This window comes from Aeromonas sp. sif2433 (assembly GCF_019218705.1).
GTDB classification, from domain to species: domain Bacteria; phylum Pseudomonadota; class Gammaproteobacteria; order Enterobacterales; family Aeromonadaceae; genus Aeromonas; species Aeromonas encheleia.
The window spans coordinates 380,251-406,273 of sequence record NZ_JAHUXD010000001.1 but is presented as its reverse complement, the minus strand read 5'-3'; the positions used below and the strand labels follow the sequence as shown (position 1 = coordinate 406,273).

At 62.7% G+C, this 26,023-nt stretch carries 24 protein-coding genes and 1 tRNA gene; 17 read left to right on the top strand and 8 right to left on the bottom strand.

The window, feature by feature from the left end; translation table 11 throughout:
• Positions 1–138 precede the first annotated feature (138 nt).
• The 6 genes from KW825_RS01705 to KW825_RS01680 all read left to right on the top strand — a co-directional run bounded on the left by KW825_RS01705 (position 139) and on the right by KW825_RS01680 (position 6,970).
• The gene (locus tag KW825_RS01705) at positions 139–1,758 is read left to right on the top strand and encodes an ABC transporter substrate-binding protein (protein ID WP_218328004.1); all 1,620 of its coding nucleotides are present in this window, start codon (positions 139–141) and stop codon (positions 1,756–1,758) included.
• A gap of 96 nt (positions 1,759–1,854) precedes the next feature.
• Complete coding sequence (gene oppB, locus KW825_RS01700) at positions 1,855–2,775, top strand: oligopeptide ABC transporter permease OppB (RefSeq protein WP_042654531.1); 921 nt, start codon at positions 1,855–1,857, stop codon at positions 2,773–2,775.
• Positions 2,776–2,789: 14 nt separating this feature from the next.
• Positions 2,790–3,701 (top strand): oligopeptide ABC transporter permease OppC, encoded by a 912-nt coding sequence (oppC, locus tag KW825_RS01695; protein ID WP_042654532.1) that lies wholly within the window; start codon positions 2,790–2,792, stop codon positions 3,699–3,701.
• A 56-nt stretch (positions 3,702–3,757) separates the two neighbouring features.
• Positions 3,758–4,738 carry an ABC transporter ATP-binding protein gene (locus KW825_RS01690; RefSeq protein WP_042654533.1) on the top strand — a complete coding sequence of 327 codons (981 nt, stop codon included), beginning with the start codon at positions 3,758–3,760 and terminating at the stop codon, positions 4,736–4,738.
• Entirely contained in the window at positions 4,739–5,734 is a 996-nt protein-coding gene (gene oppF / locus KW825_RS01685) for a murein tripeptide/oligopeptide ABC transporter ATP binding protein OppF (protein WP_218290368.1), read from the top strand.
• A gap of 291 nt (positions 5,735–6,025) precedes the next feature.
• The gene (locus tag KW825_RS01680; protein WP_218328003.1) at positions 6,026–6,970 is read left to right on the top strand and encodes a TerC family protein; all 945 of its coding nucleotides are present in this window, start codon (positions 6,026–6,028) and stop codon (positions 6,968–6,970) included.
• A 189-nt stretch (positions 6,971–7,159) separates the two neighbouring features.
• On the opposite strand, the gene alr is transcribed toward KW825_RS01680, so the two are convergent.
• Entirely contained in the window at positions 7,160–8,386 is a 1,227-nt protein-coding gene (gene alr, locus KW825_RS01675; RefSeq protein WP_042654536.1) for an alanine racemase, read from the bottom strand.
• 174 nt (positions 8,387–8,560) lie between these two features.
• On the opposite strand from alr, the gene KW825_RS01670 reads away from it, so the two are divergent.
• Positions 8,561–9,007, top strand: a complete 447-nt coding sequence (locus KW825_RS01670; protein ID WP_170175998.1) for an isoprenylcysteine carboxylmethyltransferase family protein — start codon at positions 8,561–8,563, stop codon at positions 9,005–9,007.
• Positions 9,008–9,061: 54 nt separating this feature from the next.
• On the opposite strand, the gene KW825_RS01665 is transcribed toward KW825_RS01670, so the two are convergent.
• From KW825_RS01665 to KW825_RS01650, 4 genes are all read right to left on the bottom strand, one after another.
• Complete coding sequence (locus KW825_RS01665; protein WP_042651762.1) at positions 9,062–10,315, bottom strand: dicarboxylate/amino acid:cation symporter; 1,254 nt, start codon at positions 10,313–10,315, stop codon at positions 9,062–9,064.
• 204 nt (positions 10,316–10,519) lie between these two features.
• A complete protein-coding gene (locus tag KW825_RS01660) occupies positions 10,520–10,999 on the bottom strand; it encodes a hypothetical protein (protein ID WP_218328002.1) in 480 nt (159 codons plus the stop codon).
• Positions 11,000–11,155: 156 nt separating this feature from the next.
• A tRNA-Pro gene (locus KW825_RS01655) sits at positions 11,156–11,232 on the bottom strand.
• A gap of 224 nt (positions 11,233–11,456) precedes the next feature.
• Positions 11,457–12,800, bottom strand: coding sequence for a dihydroorotase (locus KW825_RS01650; RefSeq protein ID WP_218328001.1), 1,344 nt, complete (start codon positions 12,798–12,800; stop codon positions 11,457–11,459).
• A gap of 79 nt (positions 12,801–12,879) precedes the next feature.
• Between KW825_RS01650 and KW825_RS01645 the strand changes: the two genes are divergently transcribed.
• On the top strand, positions 12,880–13,755 hold the full coding sequence (locus KW825_RS01645; RefSeq protein WP_218328000.1) for a 6-carboxytetrahydropterin synthase: 876 nt from the start codon (positions 12,880–12,882) through the stop codon (positions 13,753–13,755).
• Between the two features lie 91 nt (positions 13,756–13,846).
• Here the strand turns inward: KW825_RS01645 and KW825_RS01640 are convergent, their stop codons facing one another.
• Positions 13,847–14,479 carry a LysE family translocator gene (locus KW825_RS01640; RefSeq protein ID WP_042653439.1) on the bottom strand — a complete coding sequence of 211 codons (633 nt, stop codon included), beginning with the start codon at positions 14,477–14,479 and terminating at the stop codon, positions 13,847–13,849.
• Between the two features lie 177 nt (positions 14,480–14,656).
• Positions 14,657–16,669 (bottom strand): methyl-accepting chemotaxis protein, encoded by a 2,013-nt coding sequence (locus KW825_RS01635; protein ID WP_218327999.1) that lies wholly within the window; start codon positions 16,667–16,669, stop codon positions 14,657–14,659.
• Positions 16,670–16,931: 262 nt separating this feature from the next.
• On the opposite strand from KW825_RS01635, the gene hinT reads away from it, so the two are divergent.
• The 9 genes from hinT (at position 16,932) to secF (ending at position 25,175) form a co-directional block, all read left to right on the top strand.
• Positions 16,932–17,282: a purine nucleoside phosphoramidase gene (hinT, locus tag KW825_RS01630; RefSeq protein ID WP_033129807.1), complete on the top strand. Its 351-nt coding sequence runs from the start codon at positions 16,932–16,934 to the stop codon at positions 17,280–17,282.
• The gene (locus tag KW825_RS01625; protein ID WP_218328159.1) at positions 17,282–18,703 is read left to right on the top strand and encodes a hypothetical protein; all 1,422 of its coding nucleotides are present in this window, start codon (positions 17,282–17,284) and stop codon (positions 18,701–18,703) included. The genes hinT and KW825_RS01625 overlap by 1 nt, the downstream gene beginning before the upstream one ends.
• 79 nt (positions 18,704–18,782) lie before the next feature.
• A complete protein-coding gene (locus KW825_RS01620; protein ID WP_218327998.1) occupies positions 18,783–19,184 on the top strand; it encodes a YcfL family protein in 402 nt (133 codons plus the stop codon).
• Positions 19,184–19,780, top strand: coding sequence for a penicillin-binding protein activator LpoB (lpoB, locus tag KW825_RS01615; protein WP_042653442.1), 597 nt, complete (start codon positions 19,184–19,186; stop codon positions 19,778–19,780). The genes KW825_RS01620 and lpoB overlap by 1 nt, the downstream gene beginning before the upstream one ends.
• 43 nt (positions 19,781–19,823) lie before the next feature.
• Positions 19,824–20,696: a choline/ethanolamine kinase family protein gene (locus tag KW825_RS01610; RefSeq protein ID WP_218328158.1), complete on the top strand. Its 873-nt coding sequence runs from the start codon at positions 19,824–19,826 to the stop codon at positions 20,694–20,696.
• Between the two features lie 55 nt (positions 20,697–20,751).
• A complete protein-coding gene (locus tag KW825_RS01605; protein ID WP_218290376.1) occupies positions 20,752–21,612 on the top strand; it encodes a DUF6279 family lipoprotein in 861 nt (286 codons plus the stop codon).
• A 108-nt stretch (positions 21,613–21,720) separates the two neighbouring features.
• Complete coding sequence (locus KW825_RS01600) at positions 21,721–22,194, top strand: hypothetical protein (RefSeq protein WP_218327997.1); 474 nt, start codon at positions 21,721–21,723, stop codon at positions 22,192–22,194.
• 154 nt (positions 22,195–22,348) lie between these two features.
• Complete coding sequence (gene secD, locus KW825_RS01595) at positions 22,349–24,151, top strand: protein translocase subunit SecD (RefSeq protein WP_218327996.1); 1,803 nt, start codon at positions 22,349–22,351, stop codon at positions 24,149–24,151.
• A 109-nt stretch (positions 24,152–24,260) separates the two neighbouring features.
• The gene (secF, locus tag KW825_RS01590; RefSeq protein WP_197720918.1) at positions 24,261–25,175 is read left to right on the top strand and encodes a protein translocase subunit SecF; all 915 of its coding nucleotides are present in this window, start codon (positions 24,261–24,263) and stop codon (positions 25,173–25,175) included.
• A 71-nt stretch (positions 25,176–25,246) separates the two neighbouring features.
• On the opposite strand, the gene KW825_RS01585 is transcribed toward secF, so the two are convergent.
• Complete coding sequence (locus KW825_RS01585) at positions 25,247–25,849, bottom strand: DUF924 family protein (protein ID WP_218327995.1); 603 nt, start codon at positions 25,847–25,849, stop codon at positions 25,247–25,249.
• Positions 25,850–26,023: the final 174 nt, after the last annotated feature.

Genomic DNA, 26,023 nt, shown 5'->3' with positions numbered 1-26,023 from the left:
GTTTATTTGACCAAGGCTTAGCACCAGCTCTGATGATATATGTTGCATTATCAGAAATGACAGGGAATTATGCTGATTGCGACCTCAGGCTCGCACTTATGGCAAATGCATGGAATGTTCTTGTTGGAGTAAATGGAAATGACTCATAAAAAAACAATGATAAATACCCTTTTATTGGCTGCGCTATTCGGTGGGGCCAGCCTGGCTCAGGCCGCAGATGTCCCCGCTGGCACCAAGCTCGCCCCCGAGCAGTCTCTGGTGAAAGGTAACGGTTCAGAACCCGCCACCCTGGATCCGCACAAGACCGAAGGAACGGTCGAATCCAATATTCTGCGTGACCTGTTCGAGGGTCTCGTCAGCTCAGGCCCCAAGGGTGAGACCCTGCCCGGCGTCGCCGAGTCCTGGGAAACCAAGGACAACAAGCACTTCGTGTTCCACCTGCGCAAAGATGCCAAGTGGTCCAATGGCGAGCCGGTGACCGCCCATGATTTCGTCTTTGCCTTCCAGCGTGCAGTCAACCCCAAGACTGGCTCTCCCTATGCCTGGTACATGGAGCTTCCGACCATCGTCAACGCCAGTGCCATCATCGCTGGCAAGAAGCCTGCCGATACCCTGGGAGTGAAGGCCACAGACGACTACACCTTCGAAGTGCAGCTGGAAAAAGCGATCCCCTATTTCGTCAGCATGCTATCCCACACCACCACTTACCCGGTACCGAAAGCGGTGATCGAGAAGTTTGGTGACAAGTGGACCCAGCCGGCCAACATGGTCTCCAACGGTGCCTACAAGCTGAAGGATTGGGTCGTCAACGAGCGCGTCGATGTCGAGCGCAACCCCAACTACTGGAACAACGCCAAGACAGTGGTCGACAAGGTCACCTACCTGCCGATCCAGTCCACCAACGCCGAGCTGAACCGCTATCTGGCCGGTGAACTCGATCTGACCTACAACATGCCGATCGAGCGCTTCAAGCAGATGAAGAAGGAGCACCCGAGTGAGGTGCAGGTCAGTGGCTACGTGGGTACCTACTACTACACCTTCAACACCAAGCGCAAACCCTATGACGACGTGCGGGTGCGTACCGCGCTCACCTATGCCATCGATCGCAACGTGATCGCCGACAAGGTGATGGGCAAGGGCGAGACCCCGGGCTATGCCCTGGTGCCGGACTTTGTGGACGGCTTCAAGCCGGTGGCACCGGCCTGGTCCAAGCTGAGCCAGGCCGAGCGTGATGCCAAGGCCAAAGCGCTGCTGACCGAGGCCGGTTACGGCCCGAACAATCCACTCAAGTTTGAACTGCTCTACAACACCGACGACAACCACAAGAAGGTGGCCGTGGCCGTCGCCTCCATGTGGAAGAAGCTGGGCGTGCAGGTGAGCCTGGTGAACCAGGAGTGGAAGACCTACCTGGAAACGCTCAAGCAGGGTCAGTTTGATGTGGCTCGTCGTGGCTGGATCGCCGACTACAACGAAGCCTCTTCCATGCTGGATCTGATGCAGACCACCCACGGCAACAACGACGGCAAGTACTCCAATGCTGCCTTCGACAAGATGATGGCCGAGTCGCGCAATCAGGTAGATGCAGAGTCACGCAACAAGCTCTATGTCCAGGCCGAAGATATCCTGGCCAAGGACATGCCGATCGCACCCATCTACCAGTATGTGACCTCCCGTATGGTCAAGCCTTATGTGGGCGGCTACCCGGCCAACCCGCTGGATAACCTCTACAGCAAAGACATGTACATCATTGCTCACTGAGTAAAGCAACAAGTCGCATAACAAGCAGGCCCGCCAGACGGCGGGCCTTTATTACAACCGCGACCCTTTGGAAGCAGTACAGGACAGGAAATGTCTATGTTGAAATTCATTTTTAAACGTCTACTGGAAGCGATCCCGACCCTGCTGGTCCTGATCACCGTCTCCTTCTTCATGATGCGCTTCGCTCCTGGCAACCCCTTTACCAGCGAACGCGCCCTACCGCCGGAAGTCTTGGCCAACATCGAGGCCAAATACGGCCTGGACAAGCCCATCGGCGTGCAATACCTCACCTATCTGGGCAACCTGCTGCAAGGCGATCTGGGCCCCTCCTTCAAGTACAAGGACTTCAGCGTCAACGATCTGGTCAGCCAGGCGCTGCCGGTCTCAGCCAAGATTGGCTCGGCGGCCTTCGTGCTGGCGGTGATGCTGGGGGCCATCTTCGGCACCATAGCGGCGCTCAAACAGAACACCATCATCGACTATCTGCTGATGTCGTCGGCCATGGCCGGGGTGGTGATCCCGGGCTTCGTGCTGGCGCCCTTGCTGGTGCTCTTCTTCAGCATCTACCTTGGCTGGTTCCCCGCCGGGGGCTGGCAGGGAGGAGGGGTGCAGTTCATGGTGCTGCCGGTGTTTGGCATGATGATGTACTACATCTCCGCCATCTCGCGCATCATGCGCGGCAGCATGATAGAGACCATGAACTCCAACTTCATCCGCACCGCCCGCGCCAAGGGCCTGCCGCTGCGTCACATCATACTGCGCCATGCGCTGCGGCCGGCCATGCTGCCGGTGGTCTCCTACCTGGGCCCGGCCTTCGTCGGCATCATCACCGGCTCCGTGGTCATCGAGACCATCTTCGGCCTGCCGGGCATCGGTCAGCTGTTCGTCAACGGTGCGCTCAACCGTGATTACTCCATGGTGCTCGGTCTGACCATTCTGGTCGGCGCCCTCACCATTACCTTTAACGCCGTGGTCGATATCCTCTATGCCGTCATCGATCCCAAGATCCGTTACTAAGTCGGGAGTACATCATGGTTGTCACAACTGAGAAGCGCGAAGCCATCGAGGCGTTCGCCCAGAAAGTGGAAGTGGTGGAAGGGCGTTCCCTGTGGAAGGATGCCCGTCGCCGTTTCCTGCGTAACAAGGCGGCTCTCACCAGCCTCATCATCCTGACCATCATCGGTCTGGCGGTGATAGTCGGGCCCCATCTGTCCCAATATACCTTCGACGATCCGGACTGGGGTGCCATGCAATCGGCCCCTGACATGGAGGCGGGTCACTACTTCGGCACCGACAGCCTGGGCCGCGATCTGTTCGTGCGCACCTTGCTCGGCGGCCGCATCTCGCTGATGGTCGGCATCATGGGCGCCATGGTGGCCGTGGTCATCGGCACCCTGTATGGCGCGGCCTCCGGCTTCATCGGCGGACGGGTCGACAGCCTGATGATGCGGGTACTGGAGATCCTCAACGCCTTCCCCTTCATGTTCTTCGTGATCATGCTGGTGACCTTCTTCGGTCGCAACCTGGCCCTCATCTTCCTCGCCATCGGCGCGGTGAGCTGGCTGGACATGGCGCGGATCGTGCGAGGCCAGACCCTGAGCCTCAAGAGCAAGGAATTTATCGAGGCGGCCCACGTCTGTGGCGTCTCCAAGTGGAAGATCATCACCCGTCACATAGTGCCGAACGTGCTCGGCATCGTGGCCGTCTACGCCACCTTGCTGGTGCCGGGCATGATCATGTTCGAATCCTTCCTGAGCTTCCTTGGGCTCGGCGTGCAGGAACCCATGACCAGCTGGGGTGCCCTGCTGGATGAAGGCTCCAAGTCGATGGAAGTGGCCATCTGGCAACTCTTGTTCCCCGCCGGTTTCATGGTGGTGACCCTGTTTTGCTTCAACTTCCTCGGGGATGGTCTGCGTGACGCCCTCGATCCCAAGGACCGCTAATAGCGTCTGAAGGATCGGCAGGAAAGCGTCACGAAAGATCGATAAGGAGTGTTTATATGAAATTACTGGATGTAAAAGATCTGCGGGTCGAGTTCAAGACCCCGGACGGCAATGTGGTGGCGGTCAACGACCTCAACTTCTCCCTGGCGGCTGGCGAGACCCTGGGGATCGTCGGCGAGTCCGGCTCCGGCAAGTCCCAGACGGCCTTTGCCATCATGGGGCTGCTCGCCAAGAATGGCATCATCACCGGGTCGGCCAAGTTTCAGGGCGAGGAGATCCTGAATCTGCCGGAATCCAAGCTCAACAAGATCCGCTCCGAGAAGATCGCCATGATCTTCCAGGACCCCATGACCTCCTTGAATCCCTACATGAAGGTGAAGGATCAGCTGATGGAAGTGCTGATGCTGCACAAGGGGGCGAGCAAGGCGGCGGCGTTCGAGGAGTCGGTACGCATGCTCGATGCGGTGAAGATCCCCGAGTCGCGCAAGCGGATGAACATGTACCCCCACGAATTCTCCGGTGGCATGCGCCAGCGGGTGATGATCGCCATGGCACTCTTGTGTCGCCCGCAGCTGCTCATAGCCGATGAGCCGACCACGGCGCTGGACGTGACGGTACAGGCCCAGATCATGACCCTGATGAACGAGCTCAAGCGCGAGTTCAACACCTCCATCGTCATGATCACCCACGACTTGGGCGTCGTCGCCGGCATCTGTGACAAGGTGCTGGTGATGTATGCCGGCCGCACCATGGAGTACGGCAGGGTCAACGACATCTTCTATCGCCCGAGTCATCCCTACACCGAGGGCTTGCTGCGCGCCATTCCCCGTCTCGACACCGAGGGGGAAGTGCTGCCCACCATCCCGGGCAATCCGCCCAACCTGCTGCGTCTGCCCGTCGGCTGCCCCTTCCAGGAGCGCTGCCACCGGGCTCACGAGATCTGTGGCCAGCAATCCCCGATCCTGACCCCCTTCGGCGACGGACGGACACGGGCCTGCCATTGGGTATCGGATGCCATGATCAAGGGGGCAAACTAAATGGGTACTGACAAGAAACTGCTGCTGGAAGTGTCCGACCTCAAGGTCCACTTCAGCATCAAGAGTGACAAGGCCTGGCCCTGGGCCAAACCCTCCGCCTTGAAGGCGGTGGACGGGGTGACCCTGCGCCTGTACGAGGGGGAGACCCTGGGGGTGGTCGGCGAGTCCGGCTGTGGCAAGTCCACCTTCGCACGGGCGCTGATCGGCCTGGTGCCTGCCACCGACGGCAAGGTGGTGTGGCTGGGCCAGGATCTGACCCAGCTCGATCAGGGGGCGCTGCGGGAGAAGCGCAAGGAGATCCAGATGATCTTCCAGGACCCGCTGGCCTCCCTCAACCCGCGCATGACCATAGGCGACATCATCGCCGAGCCGCTCATCACCTTCTATCCCAAGCTGTCTCGGGATGAGGTGAAGGGGAAGGTGCGCACCATGATGACCAAGGTGGGGCTGCTGCCCAACCTGGTGAACCGCTATCCTCACGAGTTTTCCGGCGGTCAGTGCCAGCGCATCGGCATCGCCCGGGCGCTGATCCTGGAGCCCAAGATGATCATCTGTGACGAGCCGGTGTCGGCGCTGGATGTCTCCATCCAGGCCCAGGTGGTCAACCTGCTCAAGTCCCTGCAAAAGGAGATGGGGCTGTCGCTCATCTTCATCGCCCACGATCTGTCGGTGGTGAAGCACATCTCGGATCGGGTGCTGGTGATGTATCTGGGCAACGCGGTGGAGCTTGGCACTCGCCAGGAGATCTTCGCCAACCCCTTGCACCCTTACACCAAGGCGCTGATGTCGGCGGTGCCCATTCCGGATCCGGACCTGGAGCGCAGCAAGGTCATCCAGATCCTGGAGGGGGATCTGCCGTCTCCCATGAACCCGCCGTCCGGCTGCGTGTTCCGCACCCGCTGCCCGGTGGCCGGCCCCGAGTGTGCCAAGACCAGGCCCATGCTGGAAGGGAACTTTGACCACGCGGTCTCCTGTCTCAAGGTGGATCCACTCTGAGCCTGAGATGAGTATGCGGGGCGCCCAGGTGGCGCCCCGATTTTTTGCCGTGGCGGATAAGATGCCTCTTGGCGTTATCTTTCGAGGCTGATACTATCCGCCGCACAAGGGGAGTAACTTCTCGCCGGTTTGTCGTCATTACGGTGCACCCATTTCCTGCAGTGCACCCGGCAGCCGGGCAGCAATATTTTTGCTGTAAGTGAGACCTTGCCGAGAGGCAAGGTGTATCTGCTCCAAACGCAAACCCACGCCTCTCGGTCGTGGGTTTTGTCGTTTCTGGGAGAAGTGAAAATGGGTGAATGGTGGATGTGGGCCGGTTTCTTCAGCATAGTGCTGGCCCTGTTATGGATTGACATCCGCTTTGTCGGCGGTGGCAAGGCGCACAAGGTGTCGCTCAAGGAGGCGGGCATCTGGTCCCTGGTCTGGATCAGCGTGGCGCTGCTGTTCAACCTGGCCATCTGGTTCTGGCTGGATCACAGCGCAGGCCGTGAAATAGCCAACCAGAAGGGGCTGGAGTTCCTCACCGGCTACCTCATCGAGAAGGCGCTGGCGGTGGACAACGTCTTCGTCTGGCTGATGCTGTTCGGCTACTTTGCCATCCCGGCCGAGCTGCAGCGCCGGGTGCTGCTGTACGGGGTGCTGGGTGCCATCGTCATGCGGGCCGGCATGGTGTTCGCCGGCAGCTGGCTCATCGAGCAGTTCCACTGGATCCTCTACCTGTTCGGCGCCTTCCTGCTGCTGACCGGGGTCAAGATGCTGTGGGCCGCCGACAAGGAGCCGGATCTTGGCAACAACCCGCTGCTGGGCTGGATGCGCCGCCGCTTCAAGGTGACCGAAAGCCTGGAAGGGGAGAACTTCTTCGTCTGGCGTGACGGGGTGCGCTATGCCACACCGCTGCTGCTGATCCTGGTGCTGGTGGAGGTGAGCGATCTCATCTTCGCGGTGGACAGCATCCCGGCCATCTTCGCGGTGACCACGGATCCCTTCATCGTGCTGACCTCCAACATCTTCGCCATCATGGGTCTGCGTGCCATGTACTTCCTGCTGGCAGGGGTGGCCGAGCGCTTCGCCCTGCTCAAATACGGGCTGGCGCTGATCCTGATGTTCATCGGGGTCAAGATGCTGCTGCTGGAGGTGTTCAAGATCCCCACCGGCATAGCGCTGGGCGTGGTGGCGCTGATCCTGCTGACTTCTATGGGATTGAGCCTCTGGGTGACCCGTAAAAAGGCGGCGTGAATAATCTCGGCGGGGTCTGCTCAAGATCCCCCTGAGTGACATCGCCCTGGGCGTCGTGGCCCTGATCCTGCTGAGCTCGATGGGGTTGAGCCTCTGGGTGACCCGTAAAAAGACTGCCTAAGCGCAGCGCCATCTAGAACCAATAAAAGGGGCTCCCATGGGAGCCCTTTTTTCATATCAGATGGCCGATCAGCGTTTGATCTTCTTGGGGTTGGTGTAGCCCCAGATGGTGTACATATCGGCCAGCAGGGCACCGTTGTACTCCTCCAGATCCGCCTGCTTCACCTCGGCATCCCCCTGACGGCCGAACAGCACCACCTCGTCACCGGGTTTCACCCCTTTGAGATCGGTCACGTCCACCATGATGGTGTTCATGGAGGTCTTGCCCACCACTGGTACCTTCTGGCCCTGGATCAGCACATAGGCCTTGTTGCTCAGCGCCCGGCGATAGCCGTCGGAGTAACCGAGCGGCAGGTTGGCGAGCAGGGAGTCGCGCTTGAGGGTGAAGGTGCGGTCATAACCGACGGTGTTGCCGGCCGGGTAGTGGTTGACCGAGGCAACCTGGGTCTTGAACGCCATCACCCGCTTGTATTCGGTGTAGGAGGGGATGGAGTCGCCGTAGAGCAGGCCGCCCGGGCGCACCATGTCAAAGTAGGCGTCCGGCACTTCCAGGGTGGCGAAGGAGTTGGCGGCGTGGATGGTGATCTTGCTGCGATCCAGCTTGCCCGCCTCGAGCAGCCACTGGCTGTCCAGCTTGAACTGGGCCAGCCCCAGCTTGACGTCCTCTTTCTCCTCCACCGGGAAGTGGGTCATGATGCCGACCGGGGTGATGCCCTTGAGCTTGAGCATGGCCAGGGCCTCGTCCTTGGCACCGGACTGGCGCAGATCGATGCCGTTGCGGCTCATGCCGGCGGAGTTCAGGCCGACATGGACCGGGATCTGGGTGTTGTGGCGCAGGGCGATGTCGGAGATGCCCTTGGCGCTCTCCAGGCTGCCGATGAGCTCTTCCAGCTTGTAGGGCAGCGCCTGCTCCACCTCGGCCGGGGTAGCGGCGCGCACCCGCATCAGTCGGCCTTCGAAGCCCTTCTCACGGGCCACGCGGGCCTCTTCATTGCTGGCGATGCCGATGCAGGGGATATTGGCCTTGACCACCGAGGGCACCAGCAGATCGATGCCGTGACCGTAGGCGTCGGCCTTCATGATGGCGCAGATCTGCGGCCCCTTGTCACCGAGGCGATCCTTGAGGGTCTGGATATTGTGTTCGAATGCACCCAAGTCCACTTCCAGCCAGGCGTTGGTCGCGGTCTGCTCCTGACCGTTGCGCAGATCGGTGGCGAGTGGCAGGTAGGGGGCGGCGACGGCCTGGCCGGCGAGCAGGCCGAAGATCAGGGTCGCGAGCAGGGTTTGCTTGTGCATGAGGTGATTCCTTCTTATTGTTCGTGTTGAGGATGATCTCGGTTGATGCGAGACGCGGTGTCGCTGGGGCTGCATGTTGCTATGCTGATGATCTTTGTCACTTTTTGCCCAGCTACCGGCGCTGCGAGTGTATCGTAATGGCGCCATTTGTGGCACATGTTGCAGGAAGAAAATATGCGTTTCGAGCTGCGTATCCCACCCTTGTTATTGTTTGTCGTGATCGCGCTTGCCATGTGGCTGGGGCGGGGGGATGAGAGGGGGGGCGGGGTGGCGCTCATCCTGGCTGGCGGCCTGCTGATCGCGGGCGCCCTGCTGGGGGGCGGGGCGCTGCTGAACTTTCATCGGCAGCGCACGACGGTCAATCCGATCCGCCTGCAACAGTGCCGGGTGCTGGTGACCCAGGGGGTCTATCACCTCAGCCGCAACCCCATGTATCTGGGGCTGCTCTGCTGGTTGATGGCACTGGCCTGCTATCTCGGCGGCCTCTGGGGTTGGCTGGGTCCGCTGCTGTTGCTGGGCTGGCTCACCCGCTTTCAGATCCTGCCGGAGGAGCGCGCCCTGCGTGCCCGCTTCGGCATCGCCTATGTGCAGTACTGCCGGCGGGTGCGGCGTTGGTGCTGATTACCGCCCAGCAAAAGGCCCGCATCTGCGGGCCTTTTGCTGGGTGGAGTTGGCTCAAGCCTTGGCGAGTTCGCCCTCGGGCTGGGTCTCTCCCAGGCTGTCTTCGGTCTTGGCCACCACGCTGGCGGCGATGGCGTTGCCCAGCACGTTGGTGGCGGAGCGGCCCATGTCGAGGAAGTGGTCGATGCCGAGCAGCAGCAGGATGCCGGCCTCCGGGATCTGGAACTGGTTCAGGGTGGCGGCGATCACCACCAGGGAGGCGCGCGGCACCCCGGCCATCCCCTTGGAGGTGACCATCAGCAGCAGCAGCATGGTGATCTGCTGGGCCATGCTGAGCTCGATGCCGTAGGCCTGGGCGATGAACATGACCGCGAAGGTGCAGTACATCATGGAGCCGTCCAGGTTGAAGGAGTAACCCATGGGCAGCACGAAGCTGGCGATGCGCTTGTCACAGCCGAACTTCTCCAGCCGATCCAGGGTCTTGGGGTAGGCGGCCTCGGAGCTGGCGGTGGAGAAGGCCAGCAGTATGGGCTCGCGGATCATGGACAGCAGGGTCAGGATGCGGCGGCGGATGAACAGGCTACCCATGGCGATGAGCAGCAGCCAGAGGCAGGCCAGGGCCAGATAGAACTGGGCCATGAAGGTGCCGTAGGTGGCGAGGATGCCGAGCCCTTCCTTGGCGACCATGGCGGCGATGGCGCCGAACACCGCGAAGGGGGCGAAGTTCATCACGTAGCCGGTCACCTTCAGCATGATCTCGGCGCTGCTTGCCATCAGCTTGACCACGGGTTTGGCGGCATCGCCCAGGGCGGCGGCGGCCAGCCCGAAGAAGAGGGAGAACACCACTATCTGCAGGATCTCGTTGGTGGCCATGGCCTCGATCACGCTCTTGGGAATGGCGTGAGTGACGAAGTCCTTGAGGGAGAGGGCACTGGCGACCACGCCGGAGCTGGCGGTGTCATCGGGCAGGGAGAGGGAGAGCCCCACGCCCGGCTGCATCAGGTGCACCATGATCAGGCCCAGGGTCAGGGACATCAGCGAGGCCAGCATGAACCAGCCGAGGGTCTTGACTCCGATGCGGCCCACGGTGCGGGTGTCGCCCATCTTGGCGATGCCCACCACCAGGGTGGTGAAGACCAGGGGGGCGATGATCATCTTGATCAGGCGCAGGAAGATGTCGGTCAAGATGGTGATGTCACTGGCGAAATCAGCCGCCTGAGCGGGCGCCAGCAGGCGGTAACCTTGACCGGTAAAAATGCCAAGCAACATCGCGATGAGGATGGCAACCGTCAACTTATTCATTTTCATGGGGGAGTCCCAGTGTCTCTGTGTGCAGTGCGTGTACAGGTGGCGGGGGGCCACCTCAGTCCGTTTTTGTGATCCGGGCCATGGAATCCTGACAGCCGGTGTGCTGGCAGAATGCCTAATCACGAAAGGGAAATCCAGCGGCTTATGGCAGAACTTTATGTTGTTATTAGTTGTATGTGATATAGATCTTGCAATTAATCTATATTAATCACTGTTTATTTTTACATTTGCAATATAAATAGCTTCGAGACTCTGCTCGTTTACTGCGCGCTGGGCGAGGGAGAAGATCAACAGGGCCGAGGTGACATGCTGCACATGCATCTCGTCCATGAAGGTGTCGGGCTCATACTCGTCGAAGCCGAACCGGGGGCGGGCGGGGGTCACCCTGACCGCATCTCGTGAAACGCTCAGCTCATGCACCTGCACCCAGGCGTACCCCAGTGCCAGCGCCATCTCCCCCGCGCGCTTGAGCACGTACTTGCGCGCCGTCTCCCTGTCCACCAGCTCGTTGCCGACAAACTCCAGCTGCCAGCGATCCGTGCCGAGCTGGGTCTGGGAGAAGCCGGTGCGGCCGTTCCAGAAGGATTTTTCGCTGTCATAGGGGGTGGCACAGCCGCTCAGCAGGCCGATCAGCAGCAGGCCGCACAGGCGGGAACCGAGGGAGAGGGGGGCAATACGCGACATCTAGTTTGCAAGCCGGTTGGCGAAACACGGCATCACTACAGCACAAAGCACCGGGCGAGACAATCGCGGCGCGGCCACGCAGGGGAACACAAAAAGAGGCAGGGGAGCACAAAAAGAAAAGGCCTTGTCGTTAGACAAGGCCTTTCTCGGGGAATTTGGTCGGTGTGAGAGGATTCGAACCTCCGACCCTCTACACCCCATGCAGATGCGCTACCTGGCTGCGCTACACACCGACGGAGTCAGCTCGGCTGACGGGGAGGGAGTTTATGGAGATGCCCCGATCCTGTCAACAGGGGAAATCCACTCCTGAGTGCGTTCGTCTGCTTTACGAGCAACCTCGGATCAAAGTGTGACCAGTCGCTCATTTTGTCGGCGCCAATTCGCCGTCCGGCATGAAAACGGCCGCCCGATGGGCGGCCGTTTGGCACGAGTGACAGGCATCGCTCGCGAGCAAAGGTCAGCGGTTGAAGGTGAGCCGCTTGCCCAATACCTGATCGGTGACCTGACCGTTCTGCCAGGCGATCTGGCCGTTGACCAGCGTCATCTCTATGGTGCTCTGGAAACGGTAGCCATTGAAGGGCGACCAGCCGCACAGATAGAGCAGGTTGCTGTCGTTGACCACATAGGGTTTGCCGAGGTCCAGCAGCACCAGGTCGGCGAAATAACCCTCGCGGATGTAGCCGCGATCCTGCACCTGGAAGCGCTCGGCCACCGCGTGGGAGGTCTTCTTGACGATAGTCTCCAGCGAGAAGACACCGTTGTGGTAGAGCTCCAGCAGTGCCTGCAGGGAGTGCTGCACCAGGGGCACGCCGGACGGCGCCTTGAAGTAGCTGTTCTGCTTCTCTTCCCAGGTGTGGGGGGCGTGGTCGGTGGCGATGATGTCGAGCACGTCGTTGCGCACCGCATCCAGCAGGGCGTGCTGGTCGGCGGCGCTCTTCACCGCCGGGTTGCACTTGATCTGGCTGCCCAGGGTGTCGTAGTCCGCCTCGTTGAAGAACAGATGATGAACGCACACCTCGGCGGTGATGTTCTTGTCCTTGAGATCCTTCAGATCCGGGGTGGCGGTGAAGAGCGACAGCTCCTTGGCCGTGGTCAGGTGCAGCACGTGCAGCTTGGCACCGTACTGCTTCGCCAGCCCCACCGCCATGCTGGAGGATTTGTAGCAGGCGTCGGCGCTGCGGATGCGGCCGTGCTCGCGCATCGGCACATCCTCGCCCCACTTGGCACGGGCCTCGTCTTCCAGCACCTTGATGGAGGGGGTGTCCTCGCAGTGGGTGACTATCATCACCGGGCTCTCGCGGAAGATGGCCGCCAGTGTCTCCTGGTTGTCCACCAGCATGTTGCCGGTGGAGGCTCCCATGAAGATCTTGATGCCGCAGGACTGCTTGGGATCCAGCTTCTTGATCTCTTCCAGGTTGTCGTTGGTGGCACCCAGGTAGAAGCTGTAGTTGGCGGCGGCGGAGTTGGCGGCTATCTGGTATTTGGCTTCGAGGGCGTCGAGGGTGGTGGTCTGGGGATTGACGTTGGGCATTTCCATGAAACTGGTGGTGCCACCGGCGACGGCGGCCCGGGATTCACTGGCGATGGTCCCCTTGTGGGTCAGGCCAGGTTCCCGGAAATGGACCTGATCATCGATCATCCCGGGGATGAGGTGACGGCCTGCGGCATCGATCACCACGGCATCGGGGGCGCTGATGTCCGGGGCGATGCGGGCGATCCGCTCACCCTCGATCAAGACGTCGGAAGCATAGATGCGGCCTTCGTTGACCAGGGTGGCATTCTTGATAAGCAATTTGTTCATGGGGGGTTCCAGTTCCTTTGCCGATAATCCGGGGTCATAATATCGCAAACTGCACTTTCTCTGTAGCAAGGCCTGAGTGATGAAGTTATTTGTTAGAGATTTGACTGTGATCGATTCCAGCTACCTGTGCGAGCGTCGCGGCATGGTGGGGGAGAGTTGGCTGGTGGACATCGAGATGAGCGGCGAGCTCAACGAGATGAGCATGCTGCTGGACTTTGGTCGGGTGAAGAAGCTGATCAAGTCGATCATCGATGAAGAGGTGGATCACAAGCTGCTGGTGCCGACCGAGAGCGCCCTGGTGCACATCCACCCCCTGGACGACGGCGAGTGCACCGTGGATCTGCTGCGCCCCCAGCGCTCCATCCACCTGCGTTGCCCGTCCCAGGCGTTCGCCTTCATCCCGGCGCCCCAGGTGGACAAGGAGTCGGTGACCCGCTATCTGCTGGCGGTACTGGCCAAGCGGCTGCCGGACAACATTAAGGATCTGGCGCTGACCCTGCGCCAGGAGCGGCTCGACGGCGCCTTCTATCACTACAGCCACGGGCTCAAGAAGCACGATGGCAACTGCCAGCGCATCGCCCACGGCCATCGCTCTCCCATCGAGATCCTGGTGGATGGCGAGCGGGATGGGGAGCTCGAGCTGAACTGGGCCGAGCGCTGGGCCGACATCTACCTCGGCACCGAGGAGGACAAGGTCCCCTTGAACGAACTGGCCTTAAGCGAGCTGGCGCAGGCCGAGCTGGGTGAGCATCACCTTGGCTTCAAGTACATGGCGCCCCAGGGTCTGTTCCAGCTCGCCATGCCGGCGGCTGAGGTGGAGATGATCGACACCGACACCACCATAGAGCTGCTGGCCCACCATATCGCCCGCGAGGTGAAGCAACAGGTGGGCGACAAGTTCGTGAAGATAGTGGCCTATGAGGGGGTCGGCAAGGGCGCCATCGCCTACGCCTGAACCCTGATGTGGCCCATTGGCCGCATCGAAGGTCCAATCAAAGAAGGCTCCTACGGGAGCCTTCTTGTTGTCTGGGGCCGGGCGGGGTTTGCTAGCTGCGGCCCTGGGCCAGCAGACGGACGGCGAGCAGCCCCAGCACCGTGGCCATCACGTAACGCTGCACCGCGAGCCAGAGGCGGTGGCGGGCGAACCAGAGCGCGAGGCGGGCGGCGGACAGGGCCACCATCAGGTTGACGACGGCGCTGATGAGCACCTGCACCGTGCCGAGTTGCAGGCTCTGGCTGAGCACGGATCCCGCGTCCGGCGCGATGAACTGGGGCAGCACCGACAGGTAAAAGATGGCCACCTTGGGGTTGAGCACGCTGGTGAGCAGCCCCATCAGGAACAGCCGGCCGGGGGACTGGGCCGCCAGCGCGGTCGGCTCGAACGGGGAGCGGGCTCCCGGCCGTATGCCCTGCCAGGCGAGCCACAGCAGGTAGAGGGCGCCGGCCACCTTGAGCAGCTCATAGCCCAGCGGGATCGTCATGAACAGGGCGGTCAGGCCGATGGCGGCGCACAGCATATGCACGCTGAAGCCCAGCACCACACCGCACCAGGACATGATGCCCGCCATCCGCCCCTGGCAGAGGGAGCGGGAGAGCAGATAGAGCATGTTGGGACCGGGGGTCAGGGCCATCAAGAGGGCGGCGCCGGCAAACAGCAGCAACTGGCTGAGGGAGATCATGGCGAGATCCTGGGCTCGGCCTGGCCGAGGGGGTCAAAAGAGGTCGATGGCCCATGCTGGCGCAGCGGTGCGCCCCTGTCCGTGATCGGGATCCGACTTTCGCGCCAGGCGCTTTGCGGCGTCACGAGAGAGGGGCCCGCAGGCCCCTCTCTTTGGTTACAGAACGCCCGGTAAAGCTCAGGCGCTGAGCCGGAAGCGCTGCACCAGCCCCTCCTGCTGTTCGGCCAAGCTGTCGAGTTGCTGGCTGGTCTCGGCCACCCGCTCTATGCCCCGATAGTTGAGATCCGAGATGTCCGAGATGCGGTTGAGGTTGGTGGCGATGTCGGCGCTGGTGGCCTGCTGTTGCTCGGCGGCGGAGGCGATCTGGCTCGACATGTCGCTGATCAGCACCACTATGCCCTGCACCTCCTCCATGGCGTTGTTGGCCTGGGAGCTCTGATCCACGCAGCTGTCCATCTCGCGGGAGCACTCCTGCATCACGTCGACCGCCCGGGCGACCCCCTGCTGCAGGTTCTCGATCATGGTCTGGATCTCGCTGGTGGACTGGGCGGTGCGGCCGGCCAGGTTGCGCACCTCGTCCGCCACCACCGCGAAGCCGCGGCCCTGCTCACCGGCGCGGGCGGCCTCGATGGCGGCGTTGAGGGCCAGCAGGTTGGTCTGCTCGGCGATACCGCGGATGACGTCGAGGATGTTGCCGATCTGGCCGCTCATGGCGCTCACATCGGCGATGACCGCACCGGTCTGCTGCAGCTTGCCCGCCAGCTGATGGGTGGTGGTGATGTTGCCGGCCATCACCTTGCGGCCCACCTCCGAGGCCTTCTCCACATCCTGCACCCGCTCCAGGGTCTGGTTGGCGGCCTGGGCCACCTCCCGCACCGAGGCTTCCATCTGGGTCATGGCGGCGGCGACCGAGGCGGTCTCCTGGCGCTGCTTCTCCAGATCGGCCCGCACCGATTCGGTGGTGTGGCGGTTGTCGTGGGCGGCGCTGTTGAGCTGGTTCGACGCCTGGGAGAGCTGGCGGAGCACATCCCCCATCTGCTGGATCAGCAGGTTGATCTGGCTGCCGAGCTGGCCGAACTCGTTCTGGCTCTTGAAGCCGACCCGCTGGGTCATGTCGCCCTGGGTCACCTCGGTCAGCACCCGCAGCAGCTCCTTGAGCGGGCGGCGAATGGCCTTGCCCAGGGTATAGGCCACCAGGATGGCGACGAAGATGGCGATGACTATGCTGATCCCCTGGGTCAGGGTGCTTCGGGTCTGCACCCGATCGGAGGCCTTGATGCTGGCGTTCATCAGCTGCTGGCTCTGGGCGGTGATCCCCTCCAGCTTGTTCTGGATGCTGACGATGAGCTGGCTCGCCTGCTTGCTCTGCTCACGCATGCTCTGTTGCTGCTTCATCAGCGCCAGGTACTGGGCGAGCACCCCTTCAGTGGCGGTGGTGTCGCGCACGAAGCCATGGACGTAGTGGCCCATGTTGTTGTCAAAATCCTTGAGCTCCCCCTGCAGATCCTTGATGGTGCTGTTGAAGCCCTCGATCTGCATCTTGTTGCGCTTGAGCGCCGCTTCGATGGGGGCGGGGATGCTCTGGTTGAGGGCATCCATGGTGGAGAGCTCGATGGCGGAGAGCTTGGTGGTCAGGGTCTCGGACAGCATCTTGATGAAACTGTCGTCGACGGTGACCATCATGTCGCCGAGGTTCTTCTTGAACTGGGGCAGGCTGACCTGGAACTGGCCCTTGGCCTGGTTGACCTTGTGCAGCCGGGTGAGCAGCGCCTCGTGCTCGGTGGGCAGGGTCTGGGTCAGCCGCAGATAGTCATCGACCAGCTGGCTTAGGGCGGCCATCTCCCCCTGCAGCTCTGGGTGGCTGGCGACCTGCTGCTTGAGGCTGGCCAGCATCTTGTCGACCTGCTGCTTGGCCTGTTGCAGTTCGGCCACTTCCCCCTGCAGCAACTTGGTGTCCTGCTCGGTCAGCACGTCGGTGAGCCACTTGTTGGCGCTGAGCAGGCTTATCTGGGTCTGGCTGCTGGCGATCACCAGCGGCATGGATTGCTGCGTCACCTGATCCAGCGCCTGATTGAGCTCGCTCTGGCTACGAAACGTCAGCACCGAGGTGGCCACCATCACGGCGACCAGGATGGCAAAGCCTAAATAGACTCTCTGTAAGATCGAGAGGTCTGACATGGTTTGTTTCATTATTGTCCCGCTGTCTATGCAAAAGTCCCTTGCCTGAGTACCCCGTCCTTTTGGTACCCTGCACTCCACCCTGTGCGGGCGAGGCGTCGATGATACGGAGGACGTCCCCCTGACTATCGGTATTTTTAACAATAACTGAAGGGATTGGGACAACGGCTGTGCCAAATATCGGCTTGTGTCACACTTGGCGGACCACGGCGGTATTTTTGGGAGTCGCTTGAGGTTTGTGTTAAATTTTCTTTTTCATATAAAGGAGTTACCCATGGCGCAAGAAACCATTTTCAGCAAAATCATCCGCAAAGAGATCCCCGCCGACATCCTTTATCAAGACGATCTGGTGACCGCGTTTCGCGACATCCAGCCCAAGGCCAAGACCCATATCCTGATAGTGCCGAATGTGCTGATCCCCACCGTCAACGACGTGGAGCCGGATCATGAGTTGGCCCTCGGTCGCATGTTCACCGTCGCCCGCAAGCTGGCGAGCGAGGCGGGCATCGCCGAAAACGGCTATCGCCTGATCATGAACTGCAACCGCCACGGCGGGCAGGAGGTCTACCACATCCACATGCACCTGGTCGGTGGCCAGCCGCTGGGCCCTCTGCTCAGCCTGTGATCCGTCCCGCCCCACTGACCGGCCTGCTGTTGGCCGGTCTGCTGCTGGGGGGCTGCGCCTCCCACTGGCAGGATCTCTTCGTCTCCTATTCAGATCAGATGGTGCCGCTGCGCAATCAGTTGCTGCTGGGTCATGCCGCCGAGGCGCTGCCCGAGGTTCGCGACTCGACACTGGGGGACGACAGCTATGTGCTGGATCGGCTGGAGCAGGGGCGTATCGCCTGGCTCGCCGGCCAGGATGCCGGCAGCAAGCAGGCCTTCGCCGCCGCCGACGGTCGCCTCGGCTGGGAGGACAACCAGGCCGAGTACCGGCTGAGCCGCGGCCTGGCCCAGGCGGGCAGCCTGCTCACCAACGATCAGACCATGGCCTATCGGGTGCCCGACTACGAGCGCACCATGCTGCACCACTATCTGGCGCTGAACTACCTGCAACGGGGGGATGCCGACGGCGCCCTGGTGGAGGTGCGCCGCGCCAATCAGGTGCAGGAGCGGGCGCTCAAGGCGCGGGCCGCCGAGGTGCGGCAGGCCGAACGGCAGGGGCGGGAGGCGAGCACCGAGCAACAGATGCGCCAGCTCATGTCGCGCGGGGCCCCCGAGCTCGATCGCCTGATAGGTCAGGTGAAGAACGGCTTCCAGAACGCCTACACCTTCTATTTCTCCGGCGTCCTCTATGAGGCGGCCGGGGAGCTCAACGATGCCTGGGTCGACTACCAGCGCGGCTACCAGATAGCGCCGGACAACCGGAGCCTGCAGGATGCCCTGCTGCGGCTGGCGCGGCTGCGCGGCTCCACCGATGAGCTCAAGGAGACCGAGAAGAGCGTCGGTCGCAAGGCGCCGCCACTGCTCAAGGATCAGGGCCAGCTGGTGGTGCTGTTTGAAGATGGCCTGATCCCGGCGCGGCGGGAGCTGTTCCTGCCGCTGCCCATCGCCACCTCGGGCGGCGATTTTCGGACCTTTACCGTGGCGGTGCCCTATTACGATAATCGGGCCAGCGACGGCGGGCCGCTGCTGGTCTCGGTGGGCGGCCGCCAGGAGCAGACCAGCCCCCTGGTCCAGCTAGGGGCGCTGGCCGCCAAGGATCTGCAGGAGCGGTTGCCGGGCATGTTGACCCGGCAGGCGCTGCGGCTGCTGACCAAGGAGCAGCTGCGGCGCAGCGCCGCCAAGGAGGGGGGAGACGTGGGCAACATCATGGTCGGCATCTTCAACACCCTGTCGGAGCGGGCAGATACCCGCAGCTGGCTGACGCTGCCGGCCCAGGCCTCCAGCTGGCAGGGGATGCTGCCGGCCGGAGAGGTGCGGCTCCAGCTGGGGGCGGGCAGTGCCCGCCGCGAGTTGCCGCTCACCGTCCATGGCGGCCGCACCACCCTGGTGTGGGTGCAGCGGCTCGGTGCCGGCCTGACGACCCGGGTGCTGCCGCTCTAGCGGCCACACCCGATGTGATTTATGCCCCTTGCGGGGCAGCCACCGATGGCCACCTTTGGCGGTCGATAAGGAGAATACGATGAAAGCCCATGGTGCGGCCCTTGGCCTGATGCTGCTGTTGTCAGCCTGTACCACCAACACCGCCGGCGTGGCGCTCTATGCCCCGGCGGGGGGCGCGGCCCAGCTGGAGACACACAACAGCGGCCTCGACGTCTCCCTGACCGAGCAGAGCCGCCGCGAGCAGAATGGCTTGCTGCAGGTCAACGTGATCCTGGCCAATAGCCGCTCGGGGGACAGCCATCTGCAATACCTGTTCTACTGGTATGATGGCAGCGGCCAGGAGCTGGTCAGCGATGGTCGCGGCTGGACCCCCATCAAGCTGCACGGTTACCAGAGCCGCACCCTGTCGGCCCTGGCGCCTAACCCGACCGCCCAGGGATACAGGGTCTATGTACGCGAAGTGATTGAGGAATCGAACTGATGAAAATGAACCATGCCCTGCTGATCCTGAGCGGTACCCTGCTGCTCGGCGGCTGCTCCAGCACCACCGTCAGCTATGGCGATCCGACCGAAACCGAGACGGTGACCGTGGATTACGGCTCGTCGGATCTGCAGGCCATCGCCGACAAGATGGCGGACTCCATGCTGAGCTCTCCCGCCACCGGCGAGATCACCGCGGCGGGCCGTCCCGTGCTGTTTATGGACAGCATCCGCAACAAGACCTCGGAGCACATCGACACCGAGGCCATCACCGACACCATGCGCACCAAGCTGCTGCGGGCCGGCAAGTTCCGCTTCGTCGACATGAGCAAGGTGGCCGCGGTCAAGCAGCAGCTCGAGTATCAGCAGAGCAGCGGCATGGTGGACTCCGCCTCCATGGTGCGGCTCGGCAAGCAGACCGGCGCCCGCTACATGGTCTATGGCAACCTGGCCAGCATCGTCAAGGACAACGGCAAGGTGAAGGACGTCTACTACCAGATGACCATGAACCTGATGGATCTGCAAAACGGCGAGCTGCTGTGGGCCGATCAGAAAGAGATCCGCAAGCAGGCGAAGACCTCCACTTTCGGTTGGTGATGTGAACAAGAAGCTTGGTGATGTGAACAAACAGCCCGGTAATCTGCACAAAGCTGTCGCTGCGGCGCGGACCCAGTCCGGCGATCTGGCCGAGCTCGAACTGCTGAACCGCCTGCCGGCCCCCTGGCGGCAGGGGAAGCTCGAGCCCTTAGCCCTCGGCCTGACCAACTGCAACTACCGGCTGCGCCTCTCCTCGGGGCTCAGCTACTTTTTGCGGCTCGGTCACCCGGATCCGGTGCGGCTAGGTATCGATCGGGCCACCGAATGGCAGCTCTACCAGGGGGCGGTGGGGCAGGGGTTGGCCCTGGCGTGCCATCACAGCGATCCGGCCTCCGGTCTGATGCTGCTGGACTGGTGCGACGAGCCAAACTGGCAAGTGGCGCCACCGCCGCCAGCCGAACAGCCCCGCCTGCTGGCCGAGGCGCTGCGCCGCCTGCACCGGCTGCCGCTGCCCCGGGTGGTGATGGCGGTGCGGGCCCACAGCGCCGGTTATCGCGCCAGGCTGGCCCAGGTGCCGGCCTGGTTGCCGGCGCTGGAGCGGGGCCTGCTCGCCAGCCGCGAGCCGGACGATTGCTGGCTCCCTTGCCATCACGATCTCAATCCGGCTAACTTGTTGGGCAGCCGACCCTGGGTCATCGACTGGGAGTATGGCGCCGCCGGCCACCCGGGGTTCGAGCTCGCCAGCATAGTGCGCACCCACGGTTGGAGCGAAGAGCAGCAGAGTCAGTTGGAGAACTGCTATCTTGAAGACAGGGGAGGCACTCATAAGCTGCTCAATGGCAAGGGATTTCAGGCCGACGCCTTCCTGCCATGGGTTGACTACATCGCCCTGCTGTGGGGCCTGCTGATGGCGGAGCAACAAGCCGGCCCCGATTATCAGACCCTGATCGACCGCCACCGCCAACGTCTGGAGTGAGACTGGCTCGAGTGCATCGAATGACGCTTATTTTTTCAACGAATTGGAGGCATGCATGGTGACCACATTCTCATGGCGTCAACCCCGTAGCTGGAGCCTGCTGCTGCTCTGCCTGCTGCTGACGGGCTGCGCGACCCGGGTGATCTACTACTGGCTCGACTCGGCCATCGTCTGGCAGCTGGACGACTATTTTTCCCTGGATCGCAGCCAGAAGAAGCTGCTCGACAGCGAGGTGAAGGGGCTGATGGCCTGGCACCGCCAACATGAGCTGCCCATCTACGCCAGGGATCTCGATGCCCTGGCCAAGGCGGTGGCGAGCCCCATGAGCCCGGTCCAGGTCGAGTATCATCTCGACAAGGTACAGGGCAGCCTGACCCGCACCCTGGAGAATGCCATCCCCCGCACCGTGCGCCTCGCTCGCACCCTGACCGACGCCCAGGTGGCCCACTTCATGACCGACAGGGTGAAGCGCCAGCAGGAGCGCCAGCATGACTTCGCCACCGAGTCCAGGGAGGAGATGCTCAAGGGCTTCAGGGAGAAGATGAACGAGCGGCTGCGGTTCTGGATAGGCAGGGTCAAGCCGGCCCAGGAGCCGCTGATCGCCCAATGGGCCGAGTGGCAATACGAGATGATGGGGCCCTGGCTGGAGTTCCAGGGGGCCTGGAGCCTGGAGCTGGATCGGCTGATGAAGCAGCGCCAGAGCCCGGATTTTGGCAAGGAGCTGACCCGTCTGCTGCAACAGGGGGACGGCCTGATGGACGGGCGCTTCACCGGTTACACCGACCAGTCCCGCCAGCGCACCATCAAGTGGCTCAGCGATCTCAGCCAGTCGATGGATCTCTCCCAGCGTGCCCACCTCTATAGCCTGCTCAAGGACTATGCCGAGGACTTCGCGGCCATGACCAAAGGCGGCTGATGGCGCGTCCCCTAGGGGACAAGGACGGCAGGCCGCGAGGCCTGCCGTCCTTGTTCTATCCGGGGGGCTGTGGTAGTTTGCCCCCTCTATTTTTCAGGAATTAACCGTTTGAGCCTGCTGGACAAAGTGAAACTGGCGACGATGACCCTGCTCATCGCGCTCACTCTGTTGCTCTCTACCGTCTCGGTGGAGGGGCTCAAGGTATCCGCTCATCGGTCCGCCGCCCAGCAGAGCCAGATGATGACGGAGGCCGGCGCAGGAGATCAGTCCGAGCTGGTACAGGCCAGCCACGGCGCCAGCGACAGCGACGACGGTGTCGTCAAGTTTGTCGGCTCCCACCAGAATCATCTGCTGCGCCTCGAGCACTCCCTGCGCGGCGACAACCAGCCAAAGAGCGTCGTCTACGAGTTGATCATGAGCTGGTCACAGCAGGCCATCCTGCTGCTGCTGTGTGGCCTGCTGCTCTACGCCGCCCTGCTCTACCCCAAACACAGCTTCCGCGATCGCTTTGCCACCATTCACCGGCATCGCTTGCAACGCCAGCACCTGCAATACCGTTTCTCCCAGAGTTATCTCGCCTGATCCCGATGGGGTCTGGCCTTACCGCACTGCCTCATCGCCGCTCATAAAGCCTGTTCACCGCATGTGAACGGGCCCGCCATCTCATTTGAATTTTCTTGCGTGGTGCGAACCCTGGTTTCGTGCCCGCCGCCTTCGCCCGACAGAGGCCTTTGCCATGAGAAAAAAGAGTCGCATCACCCTGAACCGCATGAACCTGTGGCAGTACGCCCTGCTGCTGCTCATGCTGTTCACCTTCGCGTTTTATTCCCTGCCCACCTTCTTCGGTGAGCAGCCTTCCCTCGGCCTGCACGGCCAGACCAGCCTGACCGAGGCGCAGCGCAGCCTGCTGCGCGATCACCAGATAGAGCCGGTCAAACAGGTGCAGCAGAAAGAGCGGGTCGAGCTGGTATTCAACAGCCAGGCCGATCAGCAAAGGGCCAAGCAGCTGCTGGAGCAGCAGGGTCATGACAGCGCGGCCCTGACCCTGGAGTTCTACTCCAATGCCCCGACCTGGATCAGCCAGCTCGGCGCCGCCCCCATCAAGCTCGGGCTGGACCTGCGCGGCGGCTCCCAGCTGCTGATCGGGGTCGATCTCAGCTTCGTGGTGGACAACCAGACCAAGAACCTGGTGGACATGCTGCGCACCCAGTTCCGCGAGGCGCGCCTGCGCGGCGCCAACGTGGCCCGGGTGAGCGAGGGGGAGGTGAGAGTCACGCTGCCCGAGGTGGCGGATCAGGCCCCCTGGCTCAACATCATCAAGGATTCCGCCGGTACCCGGCAGGATCAGTGGCAACTCAATCGCAGCGGCAATGAGCTGCGGCTGGTGATGAGCGAGGCCGAGCGCACCCTGCTGGCCAACAACGCCGTGACCCAGAACCTGTCGATCCTGAAGAAGCGGATCAACGAGCTCGGCATCGTCGAGGCCTCGGTCCAGCGTCAGGGCCAGGACGGCATCCGCATCGAGCTGCCCGGGGTACACAATCCCAAGCAGGCCAAGGAAGTGATAGGCGCTACCGCATCGCTGGCCTTCTACGAGGCCCAGGCCGACAGCCGCTTCTTCATGGCGGATCGCAGCGGTCAGGCGGTCGGTCTGGCGCGCAAACCGGTGCTGAGCGGTGAGCACATCGTCGATGCCCGCGCCAATATGGGCGAGATGGGCCAACCCCAGGTCAATATCGTGCTCGACAGCCTGGGTGGCAGCAAGATGAACCAGTTCAGTCGCCAGCACGTAGGCAAGCCGATGGCCACCGTCTTCACCGAATACAAGACCAACGCCCAGGGCAAGCTGCGGGCCCAGAGCGAGGTGATCAACGTCGCCACCATACAGACGGCGCTCGGCAACCAGTTCCGCATCACAGGTATTGGCAGTCTGCCCGAGGCCCAGGAGCTGGCCATGCTGCTGCGGGCAGGCGCCCTCACCGCACCGCTCAAGATCCTGGAGGAGCGTTCCATCGGCCCGACCCTGGGGCTGCAGAACATAGAGGCGGGTTTCACCGCCCTGGCGTTTGGCATGGCGGGCATGATGCTGTTCATGATGGCCTGGTATCGCAAGTTCGGCTGGGTCGCCATCACGGCGCTCATCGCCAACCTGCTGATGCAGGTGGGCATGCTGGCGGTGCTGCCGGGGGCCGTGCTGACCCTGCCGGGGATCGCCGGCCTGGTGCTCACCGTCGGCATGGCGGTGGACACCCACGTGCTCATCTTCGAGCGGATCAAGGATCGGCTGCGGGAGGGGGGGAGCCTGGCCAACGCCATCGACTTTGGCTATCGCTCGGCGTTTCGCACCATCTTCGACGCCAACATCACCACATTGATCTGCGCCGTGGTGCTCTACTCCATCGGCTCAGGCCCGCTGCAGGGCTTCTCCATCACCCTGATCCTGGGGCTCATCTCCAGCATGGTGACCGGCATCTGGGGCACCCGCGCCATCATCAACCCCCTCTGGGGCAAGAGCAGCGCCAAGCTGCTGAGGGTATGACCATGATCAGAACGAGTTGCCTGTGTCATAGCGCCGTGGGTTCGAGCCTGCTCCGCGCCACCGGCTTCCCGCTGGGAAGCCCGAGCCATCTGCTGTCGAGGGAAGAACAATGCTGAGAATGATCGCTGCCATGGGCCTGACCCGCTGGCGTTACATCGGACTGTGGATCTCCGTGCTGCTGACAGTGGCGAGCGTCGCCGTGCTGGCCATCAACGGGCTGTCGCTCGGGCTCGACTTCACCGGTGGCATACTGCTGGAATTTCGCATCCAGACCCTGAAGGAGGCCCATGAGCTCAACGCCCTGCTGAGCGCCCCGCTGGCGGGGGCGGTGGAGCTCGGCGGCGCCGGCATCCCGGGGGAGTGGCTCATCAAGCTGCCGCCCCACGAGCTGCCCTGGCCGGCCGAGGAGCTGGCGGTGATGCTGAGCCAGCAGCTCGGCCTGCCGGTGGAGCTGCTGCGCACCACCATAGTCGGCCCCCAGGTGGGCGCCGAGCTGTTCCAGCAGGGGATGCTGGCGGTGCTGGTGGCATCGCTCGCCATCTCCGCCTACCTGGCGGTGCGCTTCGAGTGGCGCCAGGCCATCGGCATCCTGGTCTCTGTGCTGCACGACGGTCTGGTGGCGCTGGGGCTGCTGGCGCTGTTCCACATCGAGTTCGATCTCAACGTGATCGCCGGCCTGATGGCGGTGATAGGCTATTCGCTCAACGACAGCATCGTCATCTCGGACCGGCTGCGGGACCTGCTCAGCTCGCGCACCCAGATGGGGATCCACGAGTGCTCGGACGTGGCCATCAAGGCCACCTTCAGCCGCACCATGATCACCTCGGGCACCACCCTCTTCACCGTCGGGGCCCTGCTGCTGTTCGGCGGCGATGCGCTCTACGGCTTCTCCTTTACCCTGTTCGCCGGCATCCTGGTGGGCACCATCTCCTCCATCACGGTGGCATCGACCGTGCAGGAGCTGCTGGGGCTCTCGCCCCAGGCGTACCAGAAGAAAGAGGAGGCGCTGGCGGAGGCGGCCTGATCCCCCGAGCCAAGCAATGCGAAACGGGCCCAGTGGGCCCGTTTTTTTATCTCTGCGGTTTGCGGTGGGGCCTAGAAGCCAGAGCCGGGTTGCAGCAAGAAGGCCGCCTCCTCCGGCGTGTCGGTGCGGCTCAGGATGGCGTTGCGATGGGGGAAGCGGCCGAAGCGCTCGATTATCACCTGATGGCGGCGGGCGTAGTCGGCGAAGCCCGCGAAGGTGACCCCGGCGGGGCTGCCCTCCTGCTCGGCCGCCAGCCCCTCGAACAGCGCCACGCTGCGAGCCTGCTGCTCCCGGGACTCCGCGTGTTCCAGCGGCAGGTAGAAGAAGACTCGCCCCAGCGGCGAGAGTGCCCTGTCTGCCCCGAGCGACAAGCCCTTCAGGCAGAGCTCGCGGGCCAGCGGATCCTGGGCAAAGGCGCCGGGGGTGCCGCGATGGATGTTGCGCGGCAGCTGATCGAGCAGCAGGATCAGCGCCAGCCGGCCGACGGGCACCTCGGCCCAGGGGGCCAGCTCGCCGGCGGCGGCCGCCGCGGCCAGCGCGCCGAAGCGGCTGGCGATCAGCGCATCTGTCTCGCTGCTTTTGCCCCACCAGAGCGGGGCCTGCCGGTTGGCGCGAGCGGCGTCGTCGGCATCATCGCCAAACCAGAAATCGAGCAGAGGTTGCCAGGGTTGCATGGGAACTCCTTGGGCTAGGGGCTTGCGGGTAAAACAAGGTCAATTGACCCTGCTATGGGTGCTGCCGAAACGGCGGCTTCTCGTTACACTGTGCCATCTTTTGCCCGCAATGCGGAACCCCTGATGAGCAAGGTCGTCGCCAGGCCATCTGCCCGAGGGGCTCTCACCACTGAT